This is a genomic window from Neobacillus sp. S1115 (genome assembly GCF_055385565.1).
Genome location: NZ_AP038275.1, coordinates 4224959 through 4241283, shown reverse-complemented (window position 1 = coordinate 4241283; position 16325 = coordinate 4224959). Strand labels below are relative to the sequence as shown.

Here is a 16325-nt window from a genome sequence, read left to right as displayed (position 1 = left end):
GGCTTCTTATGCAAAGGGCACAAATACCGACATATGAACGAATCGCCATCGATTTGGCCAATCGAATTTACGATGGGGAATTTAAAGTTGGGGATAAGATTCATGGAAGATCGACATTGGCTAGTGATTACAAGGTATCTCCGGAAACAGTCAGGAGGGCCATCAAGATTTTGGAGGATGTGGAAATTGTCCAGTCCACAAAGGGAAGCGGCATTGTCATCTCATCCCGTGAAAATGCTTTTAAATATATTTCACGTTTTTCGAATCTGGCTAGCATCAAGGAATTAGAAAAACAAATGAATACACTTATGTTGGAACGAAATAAGCTGGATGACCAGTTGTTTGATACGCTCCGAAAAATATTGGATTATTCAGGGAAGCTTCGTCACACAAATCCGCTTGCCCCGATTGAAATCGAAATTCTTCCAAACTGCAGCCATATCGGCAAGACTATTTCGGATTTGAAATTTTGGCAAAACACTGGCGGCACAGTAATTGGGATCAAAAGACAGGGAGGCCTCGTAATCTCTCCAGGACCGTACGCGCTTATTCTAGAAGGGGATGTATTGCTCGTGATTGGCAGCGAGGAAACCTATGACAGGGTGGTTCATTTTATACAGGAATAAGAACAGGAGGCGACGTTTTGTCTGCCTCCTGTTGTTTATTTGTCTAATAATCCCTCTTTTTCTAAAAATTCCTTCGCAACTTTTGCTGGGGATTGTTTTAGACTATCAACCTTATAATTTAGTTCCCTCATTTTATCCTCTGTAATCTTGCCGGCAAGGCTGTTAAGAACATTTTTCAGTTCAGGATGTTCTTTTAAAGTTTCCTCCTTGATGATTGGAACTGCATAGTAAGGCGGGAAGAAGTTCTTATCATCCTTTAACACTTTTAGCTTAAAGGCTTCAATCAAGCCATCGGTAGAGAAAGCGTCAATAACGTCGCTTTTGTGATTGTCGAGCGCTGTATAACGCAGGCCGCCGTCAACGGCTTTAACGTCCTTAAATTGCATATTATATGTTTTGGAGAGACCAATTAATCCGTCTTCTCGATTTGGGAACTCAATGGTGGGTCCCATAATTAACTCGTTACTGACTTTGGCCAAGTCGGAGATGGTTTTCAGTCCGTATTGATCAGCGGTATCCTTACGAATAGCCAGTGCATAGGTGTTATTAAAACCAAGCGGCTTTAATAATCTAATCCCGTACTTTTTGTTAAATTCCTTTTGAACATAATTGTACACCTGTTCGGGATTGTTTTGTGGGGGCTGTTTTAAAATATTGACAAGGCCAGTCCCTGTATATTCTATATATGCATCAATATCGCCGCTGTTAAGGGCGCTGAAGGTAACCTGAGAACCGCCAAGATTCAGCTTTCTTTCAACCTCTAAATCAGTTTTATTTTCAATTAAGTCGGCAAGCATATTACCAAGAATCAACTGCTCACTGAAATTCTTCGAACCAATGACAATTTTATCGCCAGCCTGGGCCTTTGAATAAACGGTAAAGACGCCGGCAATGACTAGAAGGACACTGGCAAAAGAAAGAATGATTTTTTTGGTTGTTTTTCCTGTTTTCGACGCAGACGATTGTTTTGTCTTATAAGATAGGGAGGTCTCAAGCTTTCCGACAATAAAGTCGATTAATAATGCAAGGATACATGCCGGAATCGCACCAGCCAAAATCATGGCATTATCGACCGTTTGCACACCGGAGAAGACAAGATAACCCAATCCGCCTGCTCCTACGAAGGCTGCAATCGTCATTAACCCAACAGCCGTAACGGCTGAAATTCTGATACCCGCCATAATCATCGGGAAGGCCAGCGGCAGCTGCACCTTTCTCATTGTTTGACCCTTGGTCAGACCGATGCCTTTGGCGGCTTCCAGAATGTCTCGATCAATATTGGTTAATCCCGTATAGGTATTTTTCACAATTGGAAGCAGGGAGTACAATACCACCATTACAATGGCAGGGGTACTGCCGATGCCGATAAATGGAATTAGAAATCCGAGCAATGCCAGACTTGGCACCGCCTGAATGACATTTGTAGTGCCTATGATTGGTTTAGAAAGCTTTGGCTCTCTGGAAATCAATATTCCAAGTGGAATTCCAATAACGGTAGCAATCAGAACAGACATGACACTTAAATATATATGCTGTCCTAAAAGTTCAAGGAGTTGGTTATAGTTGTTACTTGCATAGTTCCATAATTCAGCCATTAAAAGGCCACCTCCATGTCGATTAATTGGCTGCTTAGTGCAGATAAAATACTGCTTCTTGTAATAAGACCTGTTAACTGTCCAGTACTGTTAATAACAGGCACATAACCAATCTTATGTTCATTCATGGTTGCGAGAACGGAAATCAAATTGGCATCCTGTGATACTGACAGGACATTCTTCTCCATTACCCATTCAATTTCGGAGTTGCGGTTTAACAATTGAATTCCTTTCAAGGTCACCAATCCGATAAGACGGTTATTCTTGTCAGTTACCAATAAACTGTCTACCTTGTTTTCCTTCATGATTTCAATTGCCTGCAGGACGTTCCGTTTGGCGGTAATTTTAACCGGATTTGGAATCATGATATCCTCGGCCATTAACAATTCAGGATTATTCCATACCCTGCGCTTGCCGATAAAATCGGAAACAAAATCATTAGCAGGATTTTTTAAGATGTTTTCTGGCGTGTCATACTGAAGAATATCCCCATCTTTTAAAATACAAATCTTGTCAGCTATTTTAATAGCCTCATCCATATCATGAGTGACAAAGATGATCGTTTTGTTTAATTCCTTTTGCATTTGGAACAGTTCATCCTGAAGTGATGATCGTGTGACGGGATCGAGTGCACTGAATGGTTCATCCATTAAGATAATGTCGGAGTTTGTTGAGAAGGCTCTTGCTACGCCAATTCGCTGCTGCTGGCCGCCGCTTAATTCCTTTGGATAACGGTGCAGATATTCTTTGGGATCTAATCCTACTATTTCAAGTAACTCGTTCGTTTTCTTCTCAATAGCAGCAGGATCTTCCCCCTTCAGTTTAGGAATTAACTCTAAGTTTTCCTTAATCGTCATATGTGGGAACAAACCCGTGTTTTGAATGACATAGCCAATATTTCGGCGAAGCTCAATCGGATTCACGGTAGAAATATCAGATCCATTTACCACAATCTTCCCTGAAGTTGGCTGTATCAGCTTATTAATCATTTTTAACAAGGTTGTCTTCCCGCAGCCACTTGGACCGATAAAAACAACAAGCTGTCCTGCTTCAACTTTTAATGAAAAAGAATTTATAACTGTTTTGGATCGATATTTTTTAATAATATTCTTAAACTCTATCAATCTCATTCCCTCCTTTTTGGGATGTAACAACTTAATGTTATCACATAAGTTGTTGGTTGTCGAATTTGTTCAAAAATTGTCCAAAAGATATGCGGCTTCAGAATGGCGTGGTTATTGTTATTCTTTTTTAATTAATAGTGATAAAATATAGAAAATAATGAAAATTTTTAAAACAGAGGAGAATGTCAATTGAGCTTTGTTCGTGAAAAATTCAGTGCGAAGTTTTTTCTTTTCCTCGTGACTAGCGTTCTGTTAATTCATATTCCGTTTATGGGGAATTATTTTCGGATGATAAATACATTAATTCATGAGTCCGGACATGCATTCGTGGCTTTACTGGGCGGTAACGTAGAAAGAATTTCGTTATTTATGAATTCTGAAGGTGCCACGTATAGTAATCAATCCACTTGGATTGGCAGTTTTTTTACCAGCTTGGCGGGTTATACATTTGCATCATTTTCAGCCTTCCTTTTCTTTTTATTACTTGGAAGGAAAAAGCAGATACTATTAATCGATATCATATTGGGATTCATTTTTATTAATCTCCTTTTCTGGGTACGTAACCCATATGGAATATTTTGGCTCAGTTCATTTGCTGCGGGGTTCCTGTTCCTGCTCATTAAAGGGAGCCAAGGATTTAGAGATCATTTATTGATGCTGATCGCCTCTATTTTACTGGTGGATTCGGTTCAAAGTGCATATGAAATATTTTATATAAGTTTACTAAGCCCGCAATCTGCGGGAGATGCGGCGAATTTGGCGAATTTGACCATAATTATTCCCGCCCCATTTTGGGGAGCACTCTTTTTCTTTCAGGCACTCTGGTTTTGTTATTACGGCCTAAAAAGAGGATATTACAAAACTTAAGCTTATACTGGGAAATGAGCTGGCTCTAATCGGGTCAGCTTTTCTAATGAATAGGAAGATAAAATAAAAACCAAAATATACCTTATGGAAAAAATATGGGATGGTGTATGGAATGGTCAAACTTTTTACTGATGTTGATTTAGATGGCCTTGGCAGCGGGGTGTTGGCAAAGCTCGCTTTTGGGGAACAGGCAAAAGTATCCTATTGCTCTTATCGTAATTTAAATCAGCGGGTCGAAGCTTTTATAACTAACCAAGAAAATAATAATGAAGAAATGTTCATTACCGATTTAGCTGTAAATGAAGAAACTGAGAAAAAATTAGCCGCAAGATTTCAGGCTGGAAAACATATTCAGGTGATTGATCATCATGTGACAGCGTTGCATTTTAATAACTACAAATGGGGTAGTGTCAAAACAGAATATGAATCTGGAAAAAAAACCTGTGCCACATCGCTGTTTTACGACTATCTAATTGAGAAGGGAAGACTGGATAAAAGCAAAGCGCTCGATGAATTTGTAGACTTAATCAGGCAGTACGATACCTGGGAATGGGATGAAAATAACAATATCAAGGCCAAACGCTTAAATGATTTGTTCCATATTATGAACCGGGAACAGTTTGAAGAGGAAATGATAAAAAGGTTAACGGAGAACAGGGAATCATTTGATTTTACCGAAACAGAAAACATAATTTTGGATATCGAGGAACAAAAAATTAACCGATATATCCATTCTAAAAGTAGGCAAATGGTCCAAACCTTTGTGGAAGATTATTGTGTTGGTATCGTCCCTGCGGAACAAAACATGTCAGAGCTGGGGAATGCATTAAACACGCAAAATCCACATTTGGATATGATCGTCCTTCTTAATTTGGGTGGGAAAAAGATGGGCTTTAGGACCATTCATGATGAAGTGAATGTCGCGGAGTTTGCTAAAAGGTATGGAGGAGGGGGACATCCGAAAGCTTCAGGGGCAGATTTGACCAAAGCGGCCTTTGAAACATTTGTTATAAATGTATTTGATATCTTACCGCTTAAACCCGATGCTGACCGCAATGAATTTAATCTGAAGGAGTCGGAAACAGGGAGCAGCTACCAGAATCATAAAGGGGAGATTTCTTATATATTTCCTTCTGGAGACGGGGAGTTTTATGTCTTTCATAACGGTGAAAAGGCCACGACGATGTTCTTGACCTTTATGGAAGCTGAGCGATTTGTTAAAAGAAGCTTTTCCTCATGGCTGCGGTATGACCGGGAGTACCTTGTAGAACTTTCCAAATACTTAAAGATATCAGAGAAGGAATTAAAGGAAAACTATGCAGAAATTATCAGCAATCGATTGGTGGATATTGTTGGAGGAAAATGAGAGCTGGGCGGCCAGCTCTTTTTTTGCATGGAGTAAATTATAGGAAAATCAGCGCAGGAGTATTTTATCATTATCTTGAAATTGTAATTTTATTGAAAATGAAAAGTAAATTTATAAACATGTTCCTGTAATGAAGTAATGGTAAGTTTATAAAAAGGTATTTTTTATACACCAAATGGATATTTTATTTTTTAAGCAAAAGTTAATTTTACAATATTAATATACCTTTTGATTGAATCCATATGATGAGGTGATATTATGGCTAAATCAAAAAGGAGTAAGTATTTTGATAATGCAAAGTTTATCTTAATGTTCTTGGTCGTTTTTGGGCATTTAATCAGCCCGTTAAAGGATCAAGATGGGTTTCTCTTCACGTTGTATACAGTTATTTACTTGTTTCATATGCCAGCGTTCATTTTAATCTCAGGTTATTTTTCTAAGGGATTCCAAAAGCCGGGCTACTTTAAAAAACTGACCATAAAGCTATTAATCCCTTATCTCTTTTTTCAGACCATCTATTCTGTGTACTATTATATGAATGGCAAAGAAGCTGCCTTTCATGTTGATTTTTTCCATCCCCACTGGTCGCTTTGGTTTTTATTAAGCTTATTATTTTGGAACATCTTGCTGATTCCTTTTTCAAGAATGAAATGGCTGGGATTGGTCCTTGCTATTGTTCTCGGTGTGGCCATTGGTTATTTTAATGAAGCCGGCAGCTATTTGAGCTTGTCGAGAACATTTGTCTTTTTTCCATATTTCTTGCTCGGCTTTCTATTAAACGAGGGGCATTTAAAAAGGATTCTGAGAGGGAAGTATTCACTGCCGACGGCAATGGTCGTCCTCCTGGCTGCTGTCATTTTCTTTGGCCATTCCTTTCCTCAAGATGCTGTTTCCTGGCTTTTGGGTGACAGTTCCTATGCAGCAATGGGGGTAGAACACATTTCAGCCGGAGTATATCGGTCTTTGCAATATCTCTTAACCTTTCTAATGGTGTTTAGCTTTTTAACATTTATTCCATCGGCACAGTTCAAATTTACCGAAATTGGAGAAAGAACGCTTTATATTTATTTGTTCCACGGTTTTCTCATTAAACCGGTCCAATCCGTTTTTCCGGACCAAGGGTTTAGTTCCATCTCGGGAGTCTATTTATTTCTTATTGGTTTTTCGTTTATTGTCTGCTTGCTATTGGGCAGCTTTTTGGTTAAAAAATATACAAAACCGCTTGTTGAACCCAAGCTGCCGCTTACAAATGCTGGCGGAAAATAGGCTTCAAAGCTAAAAAGGCTATTCTCTATGAATGGCCTTTTTAAATTGCGACTTTCAAGTTGAAATATGGTAATATAGTGCTAAGATCTTCCAAAAATTTTTTGGAGGGTTCATTTTTTATGTGGGAGGAATATAACATGAAAAACGCAACAAAATTTTGCAGGAAGTTTAATCCGAGTATGGGGGCTATCTACTATGAACCATAGTGGTCAGGCCAACAAGCAGTACTTCCAAAGACAGCTTGTGTATATTGAGGAAAATATCAAGGATTTAACTAATCTCTACATTTCCTCGACGCCTATTCAGGAAAGACTGAAACATTTTTTCAGCCTTTATGTTTTGGAGTTGGAGGAGATATTAAAACAAAACCAAAAAAATGGCTTTATAGCATCAATTCCAAAGGTTTATATTGGGACAAAGGTTACCGTTATGTATCTCGATGATCAGGAAACAGAGGAATATGTTATTTGCTTTCCGGAGGAGTCTGACCCTGACAAAGGCTTTATATCCTTTTTATCCCCAGTCGGCAGACAGCTTCTTTTAAAAAATATCGGGGAAGAATTATCCTTGAAAATTCCGACTGGAGAACTTGGTGTCAGCATTAAGGAAATCTCGTACTTTGGGGGTCTGCTGGAATTCGATACACAGCAAACAAAAGAGGCTTAAACATGCATGCTTTTGAAAACGTTTTATAAGAGAACGACCGAACGTGTGAGGACCGCGTTCGGTCAGTTTAATTGATAATCAAAAGCCAAATAGGGAACTAACAAAATTCTTCTTTTTTCTTTTTACCTTACTGTTTTCTAAAACTAACGGTTTTTCGGCAGGTGCCGGTCCTTTTAATTTGGTTACCTCGTTTTGAAGCTGTGCAACCTGTTTCTCCAAGCTTCTCACAAGATTTTGCAGTTCTTCAATCTCCCTGCGATGCTGGAGGAGTTGATAGGAGGCAACAGAATCCGCCTTCGAATGTAAACCAAGCTCTAATTCCTTTACCTTGGCATACAGCTTTTCCAATGCCTCACCGTTTTCGACCGCTTTCACTGTCCCTTTGCGTGGACTTTTCTTTTCCTTTTCTTGGCTGATATCTTGCAATAAGGTTCCGTTCTGGAGCTGTTCGTGGATATTTTTAAACAGTTCAATATCCTCATCTTTGAAATGATAGTGGCCACGCTCATTTCGTTCCATTGGCAGTTCAAGCTGTTTTACCCAGCGCTGAATTGTGCTAATTGAAACACCCAATAATTTTGCAGCCTCTGCTGTATTCATGACAATCCCTCCATTTTTAAAAATGACCGAAAACCTTGATATCCAACGAAAAGAATCAGCGTTAATGAAGATTCCCGTACCTTAAATTTAACTCCAAAATTTCCACCACTTTTTTTCCTTTGCCGCGGCAACCTCTCGATAGTTTGCCAGCATTTGTTGAAAGGCGGCTTCCCTTTGCTGGACTTCATGACGGTATTGCTCACGGTCATCCATAAGGAATTCACGTTCCTTTGCGATTTCGTCAGCCAAATTGGAAATTTCATTATTGGTTTGGTCGATGTAATTTGATAGCTTATCTGAGGTTTCGACAACCTGTTTTGTGAGGGAATAAACTTCATCAGCAGTTTCGATGGTGACATTCTTGATGTTGGATGATAAATATCTCAACTTATCTGAGGTTTCCTCCGAAGCTTTCGAAATGGTCTCGGACAGTTCCTGAATTTGCTCTTTTGTGTTTTCTGAAGATTTATAAATGGAATCCTGCACGGATTTAACGGTTCTAAGCGTACCGTTTGAAATCTCCTTTTTTACCTCAGTTAATATTTCTTTTCGTACAACACTTCTAATTTCCTCTTTAACCTCATTTAAGAAGTTTTTCTTATAGGCATCCATCACCTCAAAAAATAAATCAGCATTCGATAAGCTGTTTTCGTTATCAGGGATAGAAGGCTGTTTGGTTAAATGGGTAACCATTTCGAATGTGACTGGCTCCGGGGGAGAAATAAACTCAATATCAGCGTCAGCGGCTGTTTCCTCGGGTTCCGTATCATGATTGGTGATGGATTGTTTTAGCAGCGCATCCCGAACTGCTTCTTTACCGATCTTTTTAGCAAATAGTTCCTTTACTTCGGTTAATTGGTTAATCTCAACATCTGTATAAATTCTTGCCCCTTGTTTTGATCTGGAAATATGGAGTATTCCTGTTAATTCCTTCTCCCATTGCCGGATGATGCCAGGTGCAGTATTTATTTTTTTGGAAACTTCTTTAAGTGTATAAGACTTCATGAGAATCATTCCTTTCTATTTATCTCGGAAAGAATTTTATGAGTTCGATACTAAGATATTCACCATCAGATATGGTTTTTTCCTGCCGCTTGACAAAAGCTATCAAAACAAGACGAAAATCTTGAAATAGTAACATATTATTGCAAATTGGGCAATTTGATGAGAGAAGGATGAAGGCAGAAATGTGTGGAATAATAGTGAATAAACATTTTTTGAAGAGGGATTGTATGAAAAAATTTCTGTTAGCAGTATCCTATTTATTACTATTAGTTTTTCCTGACCGGGTAATGGCAGCAAAAAAAGTGCCAATCTTAATTTATCACTCCATTGAGGAATATAGCGGTCATGGCCAAAAGGAGCTTTATGTAAGACCAGAGAATTTTGAAAAACAAATGACATATTTGAGAGATTACGGTTTTACATTGCTGACCTTTGAAAGATGGGCTGATCAGGAGAAGGTTGACAAGCCAATCTTTATAACCTTTGATGACGGCTATAAAAATAATCTTAATGTTTATTACATTTTCCAAAAATTGAAAACAGAAAGATTTAACCCAACAGGTACATTCTTTATTATTTCCGATTTTATTGAGCGTCCCAATCGATTATCCCCATCGGATTTAAAGATGCTAGCCAGTTCAGGGCTCATTTCTATTCAATCACATACAGCAACACATCCTGAATTATCTAAAATAGCTGATTACGAGTATGAATTAAACCACTCAAAGAAAAAAATCGAAAAAATTACGGGTAAATCGGTTATTGCTCTCTCATATCCATTTGGAGATTTCGATGAAAAAGTAGTGGAGGAAACAAAGAAGTATTACACCTATGGACTAACCACTACTCCAGGGCCTTATACAAAAACCGGAATAAAAAATGAACTATATCTACTGCCAAGGACGTATATTAAATATTCAACCACGCTAGAAGAGTTTGCGAAAATCGTGGAGGCTAAATAAACGGTTACGTGATTTCCTAGTAATCGTTTTTTTTTATGCTTGAAAAGGGTTTGTAATTTTTCCGAAACTTCCATGTAAACTAACATCGCTATAATAAATTAAATAAGGTAATAGAGAAGGTGTGTTTATGGAAGAGACGATGGTCAAGTCCTATCTGCAGAAATCATTGGAAGAGTGGAAGCAAGATATTTTAGTGGTGCTAGAAGAAATTGAAAAGGAATATGAGGAAGTATCTCAGGAATTAAAAGTCTATACCTATAAATACGGAATAACCAAGCAAGTGATTCAATCCACAGTAAACGAGGAGTTAATTGATAAAATCCGTGAAATGTATCATAAGCCGTTTGAAGAAAGCTATAATCAACTAAAAGAATACATACGTGACCTAGAGGAGAAAAAACGGGTCTTTCAAATGTTTACCCAAAAAATTGATGAAGTCAATCGGAAGGAATCCACAAAGGTCACTACTTATTAATGAAACACAAAGCAGCCATAGGCTGCTTTTCAGATTGTCGAGAAAGGGTATATTTCTCGGCAATTTTTGTTTTGTCTAAATTTTTTATTTATTGAGTGTCCCTGCTACTCGGCCTGTTGATTTCCGCTCCGGGCACTCGCTTTCCGCGGGGAGGTTCTGGAGCCTCCTCGGCGCTTTGGCGCCTGCGGGGTCTCCAGTGACCTCTATATCCCGCAGGAGTCGAGTGCCCTCCGCTCCAATCAACAGGGAGGCTAATCAATCTAGAGTATTGCGGACAAACTTTTTCAACTTTGAAAAGTGTACTGCAATCTTTAATGAATTTTGGCAAGCTGTAGAAAGGATCCTGTTCATATGCAATAACATTGGCTAGACTCATCTTGTTTTAATAGTTAATTCACCTCTTATTTTAATTATGTAGGTCCTCCCTTTTTGAAAACACCTGTTGATTGGCGCGGAAGGCACGAAGACTCCTGCGGGAGTACGGGGCAGGGGAGACCCCGCAGGAGCTTCAGCGACGAGGAGGCTCACCGGCACGCCCGCGGAAAGCGAAGTGCCTGGAGCGCCAATCAACAGACTTGTTGAAAGGTCTATAATATTTAAATAATTAAGGTCGTTGTGAAAGATTGTGAATAAAATATAAATCGCAGTCAAAATAGGCTGCTTTTATTTATATAGAACGAAACCAAGACCCATGAAAAAGCTTCTCGCATATACTGGTTATCAAGACTTTGTGTTGAGGTGGAATTGACATGATTACCGGTAAAATTGGCAGCAAAACCTTTCGCATTCCCGATAACCTCGAAACCTATTTTCAAAGCTTCCGTGACCACGTAATTGGAATTGATCATGAATTTGACTCTCCATATGGCAAAAAGAAGATTATTTATGGTGACTGGACAGCAAGTGGACGTCTTTACCGGAAAATTGAGGAGAAAATTACAGAAGTTTTTGGTCCTTTTATGGCCAATACCCATACAGAATCAAATATAACTAGTTTAATGATGACAGGGATGTATAAACAAGCAAAGAAAATCATCAAGGAGCATGTCCGTGCTGATAAATATGATGTGGTTCTCTTAGACGGTTTTGGGATGACCTCTGTGATTAATAAATTTCAAAGAATGCTGGGGCTGCGAATACATGAACAGTGGAAAAAACGCTTAAACCTGCCTGAGAAAGAGAGGCCGATTATTTTTCTAACCCATATGGAGCATCATTCGAATCAAACGACTTGGCTTGAAACAATTGCGGATGTTGTCATGATACAGCCTGACAGAAATGGAAATGTTGATATTTCTCATTTAGAACAGCTTCTAAAGCGATATGAAGACCGTCCGTTAAAAATTGGTTCGTTTTCAGCCTGCTCCAATGTAACGGGTATTCAAACGCCGTTTCATCAATTAGCCAAAATCATGCACGAACATGGCGGCCTATGTTTTGTTGATTTTGCCGCATCTGCCCCTTATGTCTCTATTAACATGCATCCAACTGATCCAATGGAAAAATTAGATGCTGTTTTTTTCTCGCCACATAAGTTTTTAGGAGGGCCGGGAACAAGCGGTGTGATAATATTTGATTCAAGGTTATATAAGAACAGGATTCCCGACCATCCTGGCGGAGGGACAGTTACTTGGACTAACCCTTGGGGAGGACATCACTATTATGATGACATTGAAACAAAGGAGGATGGGGGTACGCCCGGAATTCTTCAGGGTATTCGAACGGCTTTATGCATAAATCTAAAAGAACAGATGGGGATTGAAAATATTTTAAAGAGAGAGAAAGAAATGCTGCAGCAGCTGCTGCCGCGGTTAGAGGAAATCCCTGGGCTCCATATTTTAGAAGGTCATGTGAAAGACCGGTTAGGAATCGTTTCCTTTTACGTCGAAAATGTTCATTATAATTTAATTGTCCGCCTCCTAAATGACCGTTTTGGGATTCAGGTTCGCGGCGGCTGTTCATGTGCAGGAACATATGGGCATTACTTGTTTAATATTGACAAAAAATCCTCACAGCAAATAACGGACAAAATAGACCAAGGAAATTTATCAACAAAGCCTGGCTGGGTGCGATTTTCATTGCATCCGATTATGTCTAATGAAGAAATTCTAACGTTTGTTTCGGCAATGCAGGAGATTGTTGCCAATATAGAAATGTGGAAACAAGATTATTTATATGACGCAGCCAGTAATGATTATTTTTATATGGATTTTATTCGCGAAGATTTGTCGCCGCTTTTTGATATGGAATGATGATAATTAACAGGTAAAAAAAGCTCTCCCAATACCAGGAGAGCTTTTTTTGTTGTGGCTAATTATTCAGCTTTTGCTGCTTGAATTTGCAGATTGATTTTTACTTTATCGCCAACAAGCACCCCGCCAGTTTCAAGTGCCGCATTCCAAACCAAACCATAATCAGAGCGGTTTAAAGTGCCCGCTGCACTGAAACCAACTTTTTCATTTCCCCAAGGATCTTTGCCTTGACCTTCAAAGGAAACAGCAAAAGTTTCTTGTTTTGTCACGCCACGAAGCGTTAAATCGCCGGTTACATAGTACTCGCCATCATCAGTCTTTTCAATATTTGTTGCTTTGAAAGTCATAGCAGGATAATTGGCAGCATCGAAGAAATCCGCAGAAACTAAGTGGCCATCACGATCTTGGTTACGTGTATCCACACTTGAAGTTTCAACCGAGAACTCGATGTTTGCGGTTGTTAAATCTGCAGGATCTGCTTCGATATTGGCACTGAAGCTGTTGAATGTTCCTTTTACGTTTGCAATCATCATGTGACGAACAGAAAAGTCTACACTGCTGTGTGCAGGGTCTAATGCCCATTTTGTTTTAGTCATGTTAAAATCTCTCCCTTTTTAGTTTGAAATAATTTATCTTGATTTTGAAATAACTTAATTCAAGATAAATTATATGATTAGGTCATGCTGATTGTCAATTGTTTTTTTATAAATTATTTATAGGATTTTTCAAATACTACAAAGGGATTTAAATGAAGTTTGATATTGAGGAAAAGAGCGTCATAAAATGAAAAAAACGCCAAAGCGGCGTTTTTAAAAAATATACTTGAAAATAGACAAAAATACATGTTAAAATGAATTTTGGCAAGAAAATCTAATGGTAATTAGGATTATAAATATCCTATTATAACATTATCACATTCGTTCGCTGTTGTCAACTAATGCAGCCAAAATTTATTTGGGGAGTGGTTGAATGAAGGATTTACAAGATAATGACTGGGAATTGGAGCAGGAAAGAGTTAATTCGGTCGTGCATGAAGTGGATAAAAAGATAGCCAAATTACAAAAAAATACCGGCAGGGTTAGCTCTGATGTTCTGGAAATCCGCAAGACTTTTTGGGAGGGTGTTACAGTTAATCTGGATGAACCGGATGACGTTATCGAAACAGCGGCTAGTATTAAACAGCAGGCAGAACTTCTCTCAGAACGGGAACGGACACACAGTCAGCTGGACAGAACCCTCAAAACCTTGGATAAATTAAAATTTTCTCCTTACTTTGGTCGTATCGATTTTTGGGAGGATGGTGAAAAGTCGACCGATCAAGTATATTTGGGAATTGCTTCATTAATGGATGAGCAGGATGAAAACTTCTTAATTTATGACTGGCGTGCCCCTATTTCAAGTCTTTATTATGATTATTCACCCGGCCCGGCACATTATCAAACCCCGGAAGGGACCATCTACGGTGAAATGGAGTTGAAAAGACAATTTATCATCCGGTTTTCGGAAATTAAAGGAATGTTCGATACAGGTGTCACCATTGGTGATGAAATGCTGCAGGAGGTTCTGGGGAACAATGCCAGTACACAAATGAAAAGCATTGTCGCAACGATTCAGCGCGAGCAAAATGCGATTATCCGCAATGAACGAAGCAAATTGCTGATTGTCCAAGGTGTGGCAGGGAGCGGCAAGACCTCAGCGGCGATGCAGCGGGTGGCTTATCTTTTGTATCGATATCGTGGTACGTTGAAATCGGAAAATATTTTGTTGTTTTCTCCGAATCCATTATTCAACAGCTATGTCGCAACAGTATTGCCTGAGCTGGGAGAAGAGAATATGCAGCAATCTACCTTCCAGGAATACTTAAATCAAAGATTGGGACGGGAATTTGACGTTGAGGATCCTTTTACTCAGATTGAATACCTGCTAAGTGCAAAGGATAATGAACATTATCAATCAAGGTTGAATGGTATTCGCTTTAAGGCTAGTCTCGAGTTTAAGCGATTAATAGATGAATATGCAGCGAGGTTATCAAATCAAGGTTTAATTTTTAAGGATATAAGCTTTAGAGGAAATGTTTTAATCTCGAAAAAAGAAATTCACGATTATTTTTATACCTTAAATACCAATTTTTCAATTCCAAACAGGATGCAGCTTCTCATGGGGTGGCTTAAAAAAGAATTAAAGAAATGGGTCAAACGGGAACAGTCCCGAAGCTGGGTTGAGGAAGAGATTCAATATTTTGAGAAAGAGGATTATTTAGAGGTTTATAAAAAACTCCAGGAAAAGAAACGGTTTACAGAGAATTCATTTGATGATTTCGAACAGGAACAGAAGCTGTTAGCAGAAATGGTTGTGAAAGAAAAATTCAAGCCAATATTTGCGGCCGTTAAAAATCTAAAATTTATCAATCTGCCGTTAATTTATCTTGGGTTATTTAACAAGGAAAATAATCCTGAGGAACTGCCGTTAATGTGGGATGCAATCTGCTCTCAAACAAAGGCACAATTTAGCAGTATGGTAATTCCTTATGAAGATGCCACACCATATGTGTACTTGCAGGATTTAATTGAGGGGAGAAAGTCAAATTCCTCCATTCGTCATATATTTATTGACGAGGCCCAGGATTACACTCCTTTTCAGTTCGCTTTTATAAAAATGTTGTTTCCTTACAGTAAGGTGACCTTACTTGGAGACTTTAACCAAGCTATTTTCTCAGGGGCGACGGGAATGCAATCCGTTTTCGCTGATTTCCAGGCAGAAGAGGGAGAGGTTGAAACGTTTGTTTTAACGAAAACATATCGTTCGACTAAGGAGATTGTTGAATTCACAAGGGAGTTTATTGAGAATGGCGACAAAATTGAGCCTTTTAACCGGAGCGGTATCAAGCCTTCGCTGAAAGTAGTTGAAAGTAATTTGCTCAATAAACAGGTTTTGGAGAAAATTAAAGAACTTCAAACAAGGCATCGAACGATTGCGGTTATTTGCAGAACTGGCGAGGAAAGCAAACGGGTAAATGATGCTTTAAAAGAAGATGTTCCCCTTCATTTTATTGAAAAAGGAACAACTTCCTATGAAAGCGGGGTGTCGGTGATTCCCTCATATCTATCAAAAGGAATTGAATTTGATGCAGTCATCCTTTATGATAGTTCCCAATATAAAAAAGAAAGCGACCGGAAGTTATTCTATACAGTCTGTACCAGGGCGATGCACGAATTGCATTTATTTGCAACAGATGGAATAAGTCTCCTTATGGTTGGTGTTCCAAAAAACACATATGAAATAAATGGCTAAAAAACAAAAAGGCAGCGAATTTGCTGCCTTTTCAAACTTTATTTTTTCCATTGCTTTTGAACCTGTTCAAAAGCAAGGCGGAGTATTTCTTCATCAGATGTATTTTGGTCGGCAATGACATTTGTCCAATAGTTTCTTCCTTCGAAAGAAATATTTACCTCGATTTGTACCATATAAAATCACCTTTCTTTACAAATTATTTGAGTAGAAAATCCAATTTTTCACAACGG

General features: G+C 38.7%; 15 protein-coding genes. 9 read left to right on the top strand and 6 right to left on the bottom strand.

All coding sequences use genetic code 11. The features are described from left to right. Positions 1 to 8 precede the first annotated feature (8 nt). On the top strand, positions 9 to 626 hold the full coding sequence (locus ACZ5B7_RS20550; RefSeq protein ID WP_423798782.1) for a GntR family transcriptional regulator: 618 nt from the start codon (positions 9 to 11) through the stop codon (positions 624 to 626). A 35-nt stretch (positions 627 to 661) separates the two neighbouring features. On the opposite strand, the gene ACZ5B7_RS20545 is transcribed toward ACZ5B7_RS20550, so the two are convergent. Together ACZ5B7_RS20545 and ACZ5B7_RS20540 are read right to left on the bottom strand one after the other, a co-directional pair. Beyond that, complete coding sequence (locus tag ACZ5B7_RS20545) at positions 662 to 2221, bottom strand: ABC transporter permease/substrate-binding protein (protein WP_464490825.1); 1560 nt, start codon at positions 2219 to 2221, stop codon at positions 662 to 664. Next, entirely contained in the window at positions 2221 to 3351 is a 1131-nt protein-coding gene (locus ACZ5B7_RS20540) for an ABC transporter ATP-binding protein (RefSeq protein WP_464490824.1), read from the bottom strand. Before ACZ5B7_RS20540 ends, ACZ5B7_RS20545 begins: the two co-directional genes overlap by 1 nt. Positions 3352 to 3534: 183 nt before the next feature. Here ACZ5B7_RS20540 and ACZ5B7_RS20535 point away from each other — a divergent pair, with 183 nt between their 5' ends. The 4 genes from ACZ5B7_RS20535 (at position 3535) to ACZ5B7_RS20520 (ending at position 7510) form a co-directional block, all read left to right on the top strand. After that, positions 3535 to 4212: a M50 family metallopeptidase gene (locus ACZ5B7_RS20535; RefSeq protein WP_464490823.1), complete on the top strand. Its 678-nt coding sequence runs from the start codon at positions 3535 to 3537 to the stop codon at positions 4210 to 4212. Positions 4213 to 4324: 112 nt separating this feature from the next. After that, complete coding sequence (locus ACZ5B7_RS20530; RefSeq protein ID WP_464490822.1) at positions 4325 to 5578, top strand: DHH family phosphoesterase; 1254 nt, start codon at positions 4325 to 4327, stop codon at positions 5576 to 5578. A 258-nt stretch (positions 5579 to 5836) separates the two neighbouring features. Next, positions 5837 to 6844, top strand: coding sequence for an acyltransferase family protein (locus tag ACZ5B7_RS20525; protein WP_423798778.1), 1008 nt, complete (start codon positions 5837 to 5839; stop codon positions 6842 to 6844). 195 nt (positions 6845 to 7039) lie between these two features. After that, complete coding sequence (locus tag ACZ5B7_RS20520; RefSeq protein ID WP_423798777.1) at positions 7040 to 7510, top strand: GreA/GreB family elongation factor; 471 nt, start codon at positions 7040 to 7042, stop codon at positions 7508 to 7510. Between the two features lie 78 nt (positions 7511 to 7588). Here the strand turns inward: ACZ5B7_RS20520 and ACZ5B7_RS20515 are convergent, their stop codons facing one another. Further along, positions 7589 to 8110 carry a MerR family transcriptional regulator gene (locus tag ACZ5B7_RS20515; RefSeq protein WP_464490821.1) on the bottom strand — a complete coding sequence of 174 codons (522 nt, stop codon included), beginning with the start codon at positions 8108 to 8110 and terminating at the stop codon, positions 7589 to 7591. A gap of 87 nt (positions 8111 to 8197) precedes the next feature. Continuing rightward, on the bottom strand, positions 8198 to 9115 hold the full coding sequence (locus ACZ5B7_RS20510) for a MerR family transcriptional regulator (RefSeq protein WP_464490820.1): 918 nt from the start codon (positions 9113 to 9115) through the stop codon (positions 8198 to 8200). A gap of 227 nt (positions 9116 to 9342) precedes the next feature. On the opposite strand from ACZ5B7_RS20510, the gene ACZ5B7_RS20505 reads away from it, so the two are divergent. From ACZ5B7_RS20505 to ACZ5B7_RS20495, 3 genes are all read left to right on the top strand, one after another. Further along, positions 9343 to 10077, top strand: coding sequence for a polysaccharide deacetylase family protein (locus ACZ5B7_RS20505; protein WP_464490819.1), 735 nt, complete (start codon positions 9343 to 9345; stop codon positions 10075 to 10077). A 127-nt stretch (positions 10078 to 10204) separates the two neighbouring features. Next, positions 10205 to 10552: a hypothetical protein gene (locus tag ACZ5B7_RS20500; RefSeq protein WP_213120585.1), complete on the top strand. Its 348-nt coding sequence runs from the start codon at positions 10205 to 10207 to the stop codon at positions 10550 to 10552. A gap of 749 nt (positions 10553 to 11301) precedes the next feature. Further along, entirely contained in the window at positions 11302 to 12804 is a 1503-nt protein-coding gene (locus ACZ5B7_RS20495; protein WP_464490818.1) for an aminotransferase class V-fold PLP-dependent enzyme, read from the top strand. Between the two features lie 62 nt (positions 12805 to 12866). Here the strand turns inward: ACZ5B7_RS20495 and ACZ5B7_RS20490 are convergent, their stop codons facing one another. Beyond that, complete coding sequence (locus ACZ5B7_RS20490) at positions 12867 to 13400, bottom strand: YceI family protein (RefSeq protein ID WP_464490817.1); 534 nt, start codon at positions 13398 to 13400, stop codon at positions 12867 to 12869. 373 nt (positions 13401 to 13773) lie between these two features. Between ACZ5B7_RS20490 and helD the strand changes: the two genes are divergently transcribed. Further along, entirely contained in the window at positions 13774 to 16095 is a 2322-nt protein-coding gene (gene helD / locus ACZ5B7_RS20485; RefSeq protein ID WP_464490816.1) for an RNA polymerase recycling motor HelD, read from the top strand. A gap of 38 nt (positions 16096 to 16133) precedes the next feature. Here the strand turns inward: helD and ACZ5B7_RS20480 are convergent, their stop codons facing one another. Next, positions 16134 to 16268 carry a BA3454 family stress response protein gene (locus ACZ5B7_RS20480; RefSeq protein WP_213145225.1) on the bottom strand — a complete coding sequence of 45 codons (135 nt, stop codon included), beginning with the start codon at positions 16266 to 16268 and terminating at the stop codon, positions 16134 to 16136. Positions 16269 to 16325: the final 57 nt, after the last annotated feature.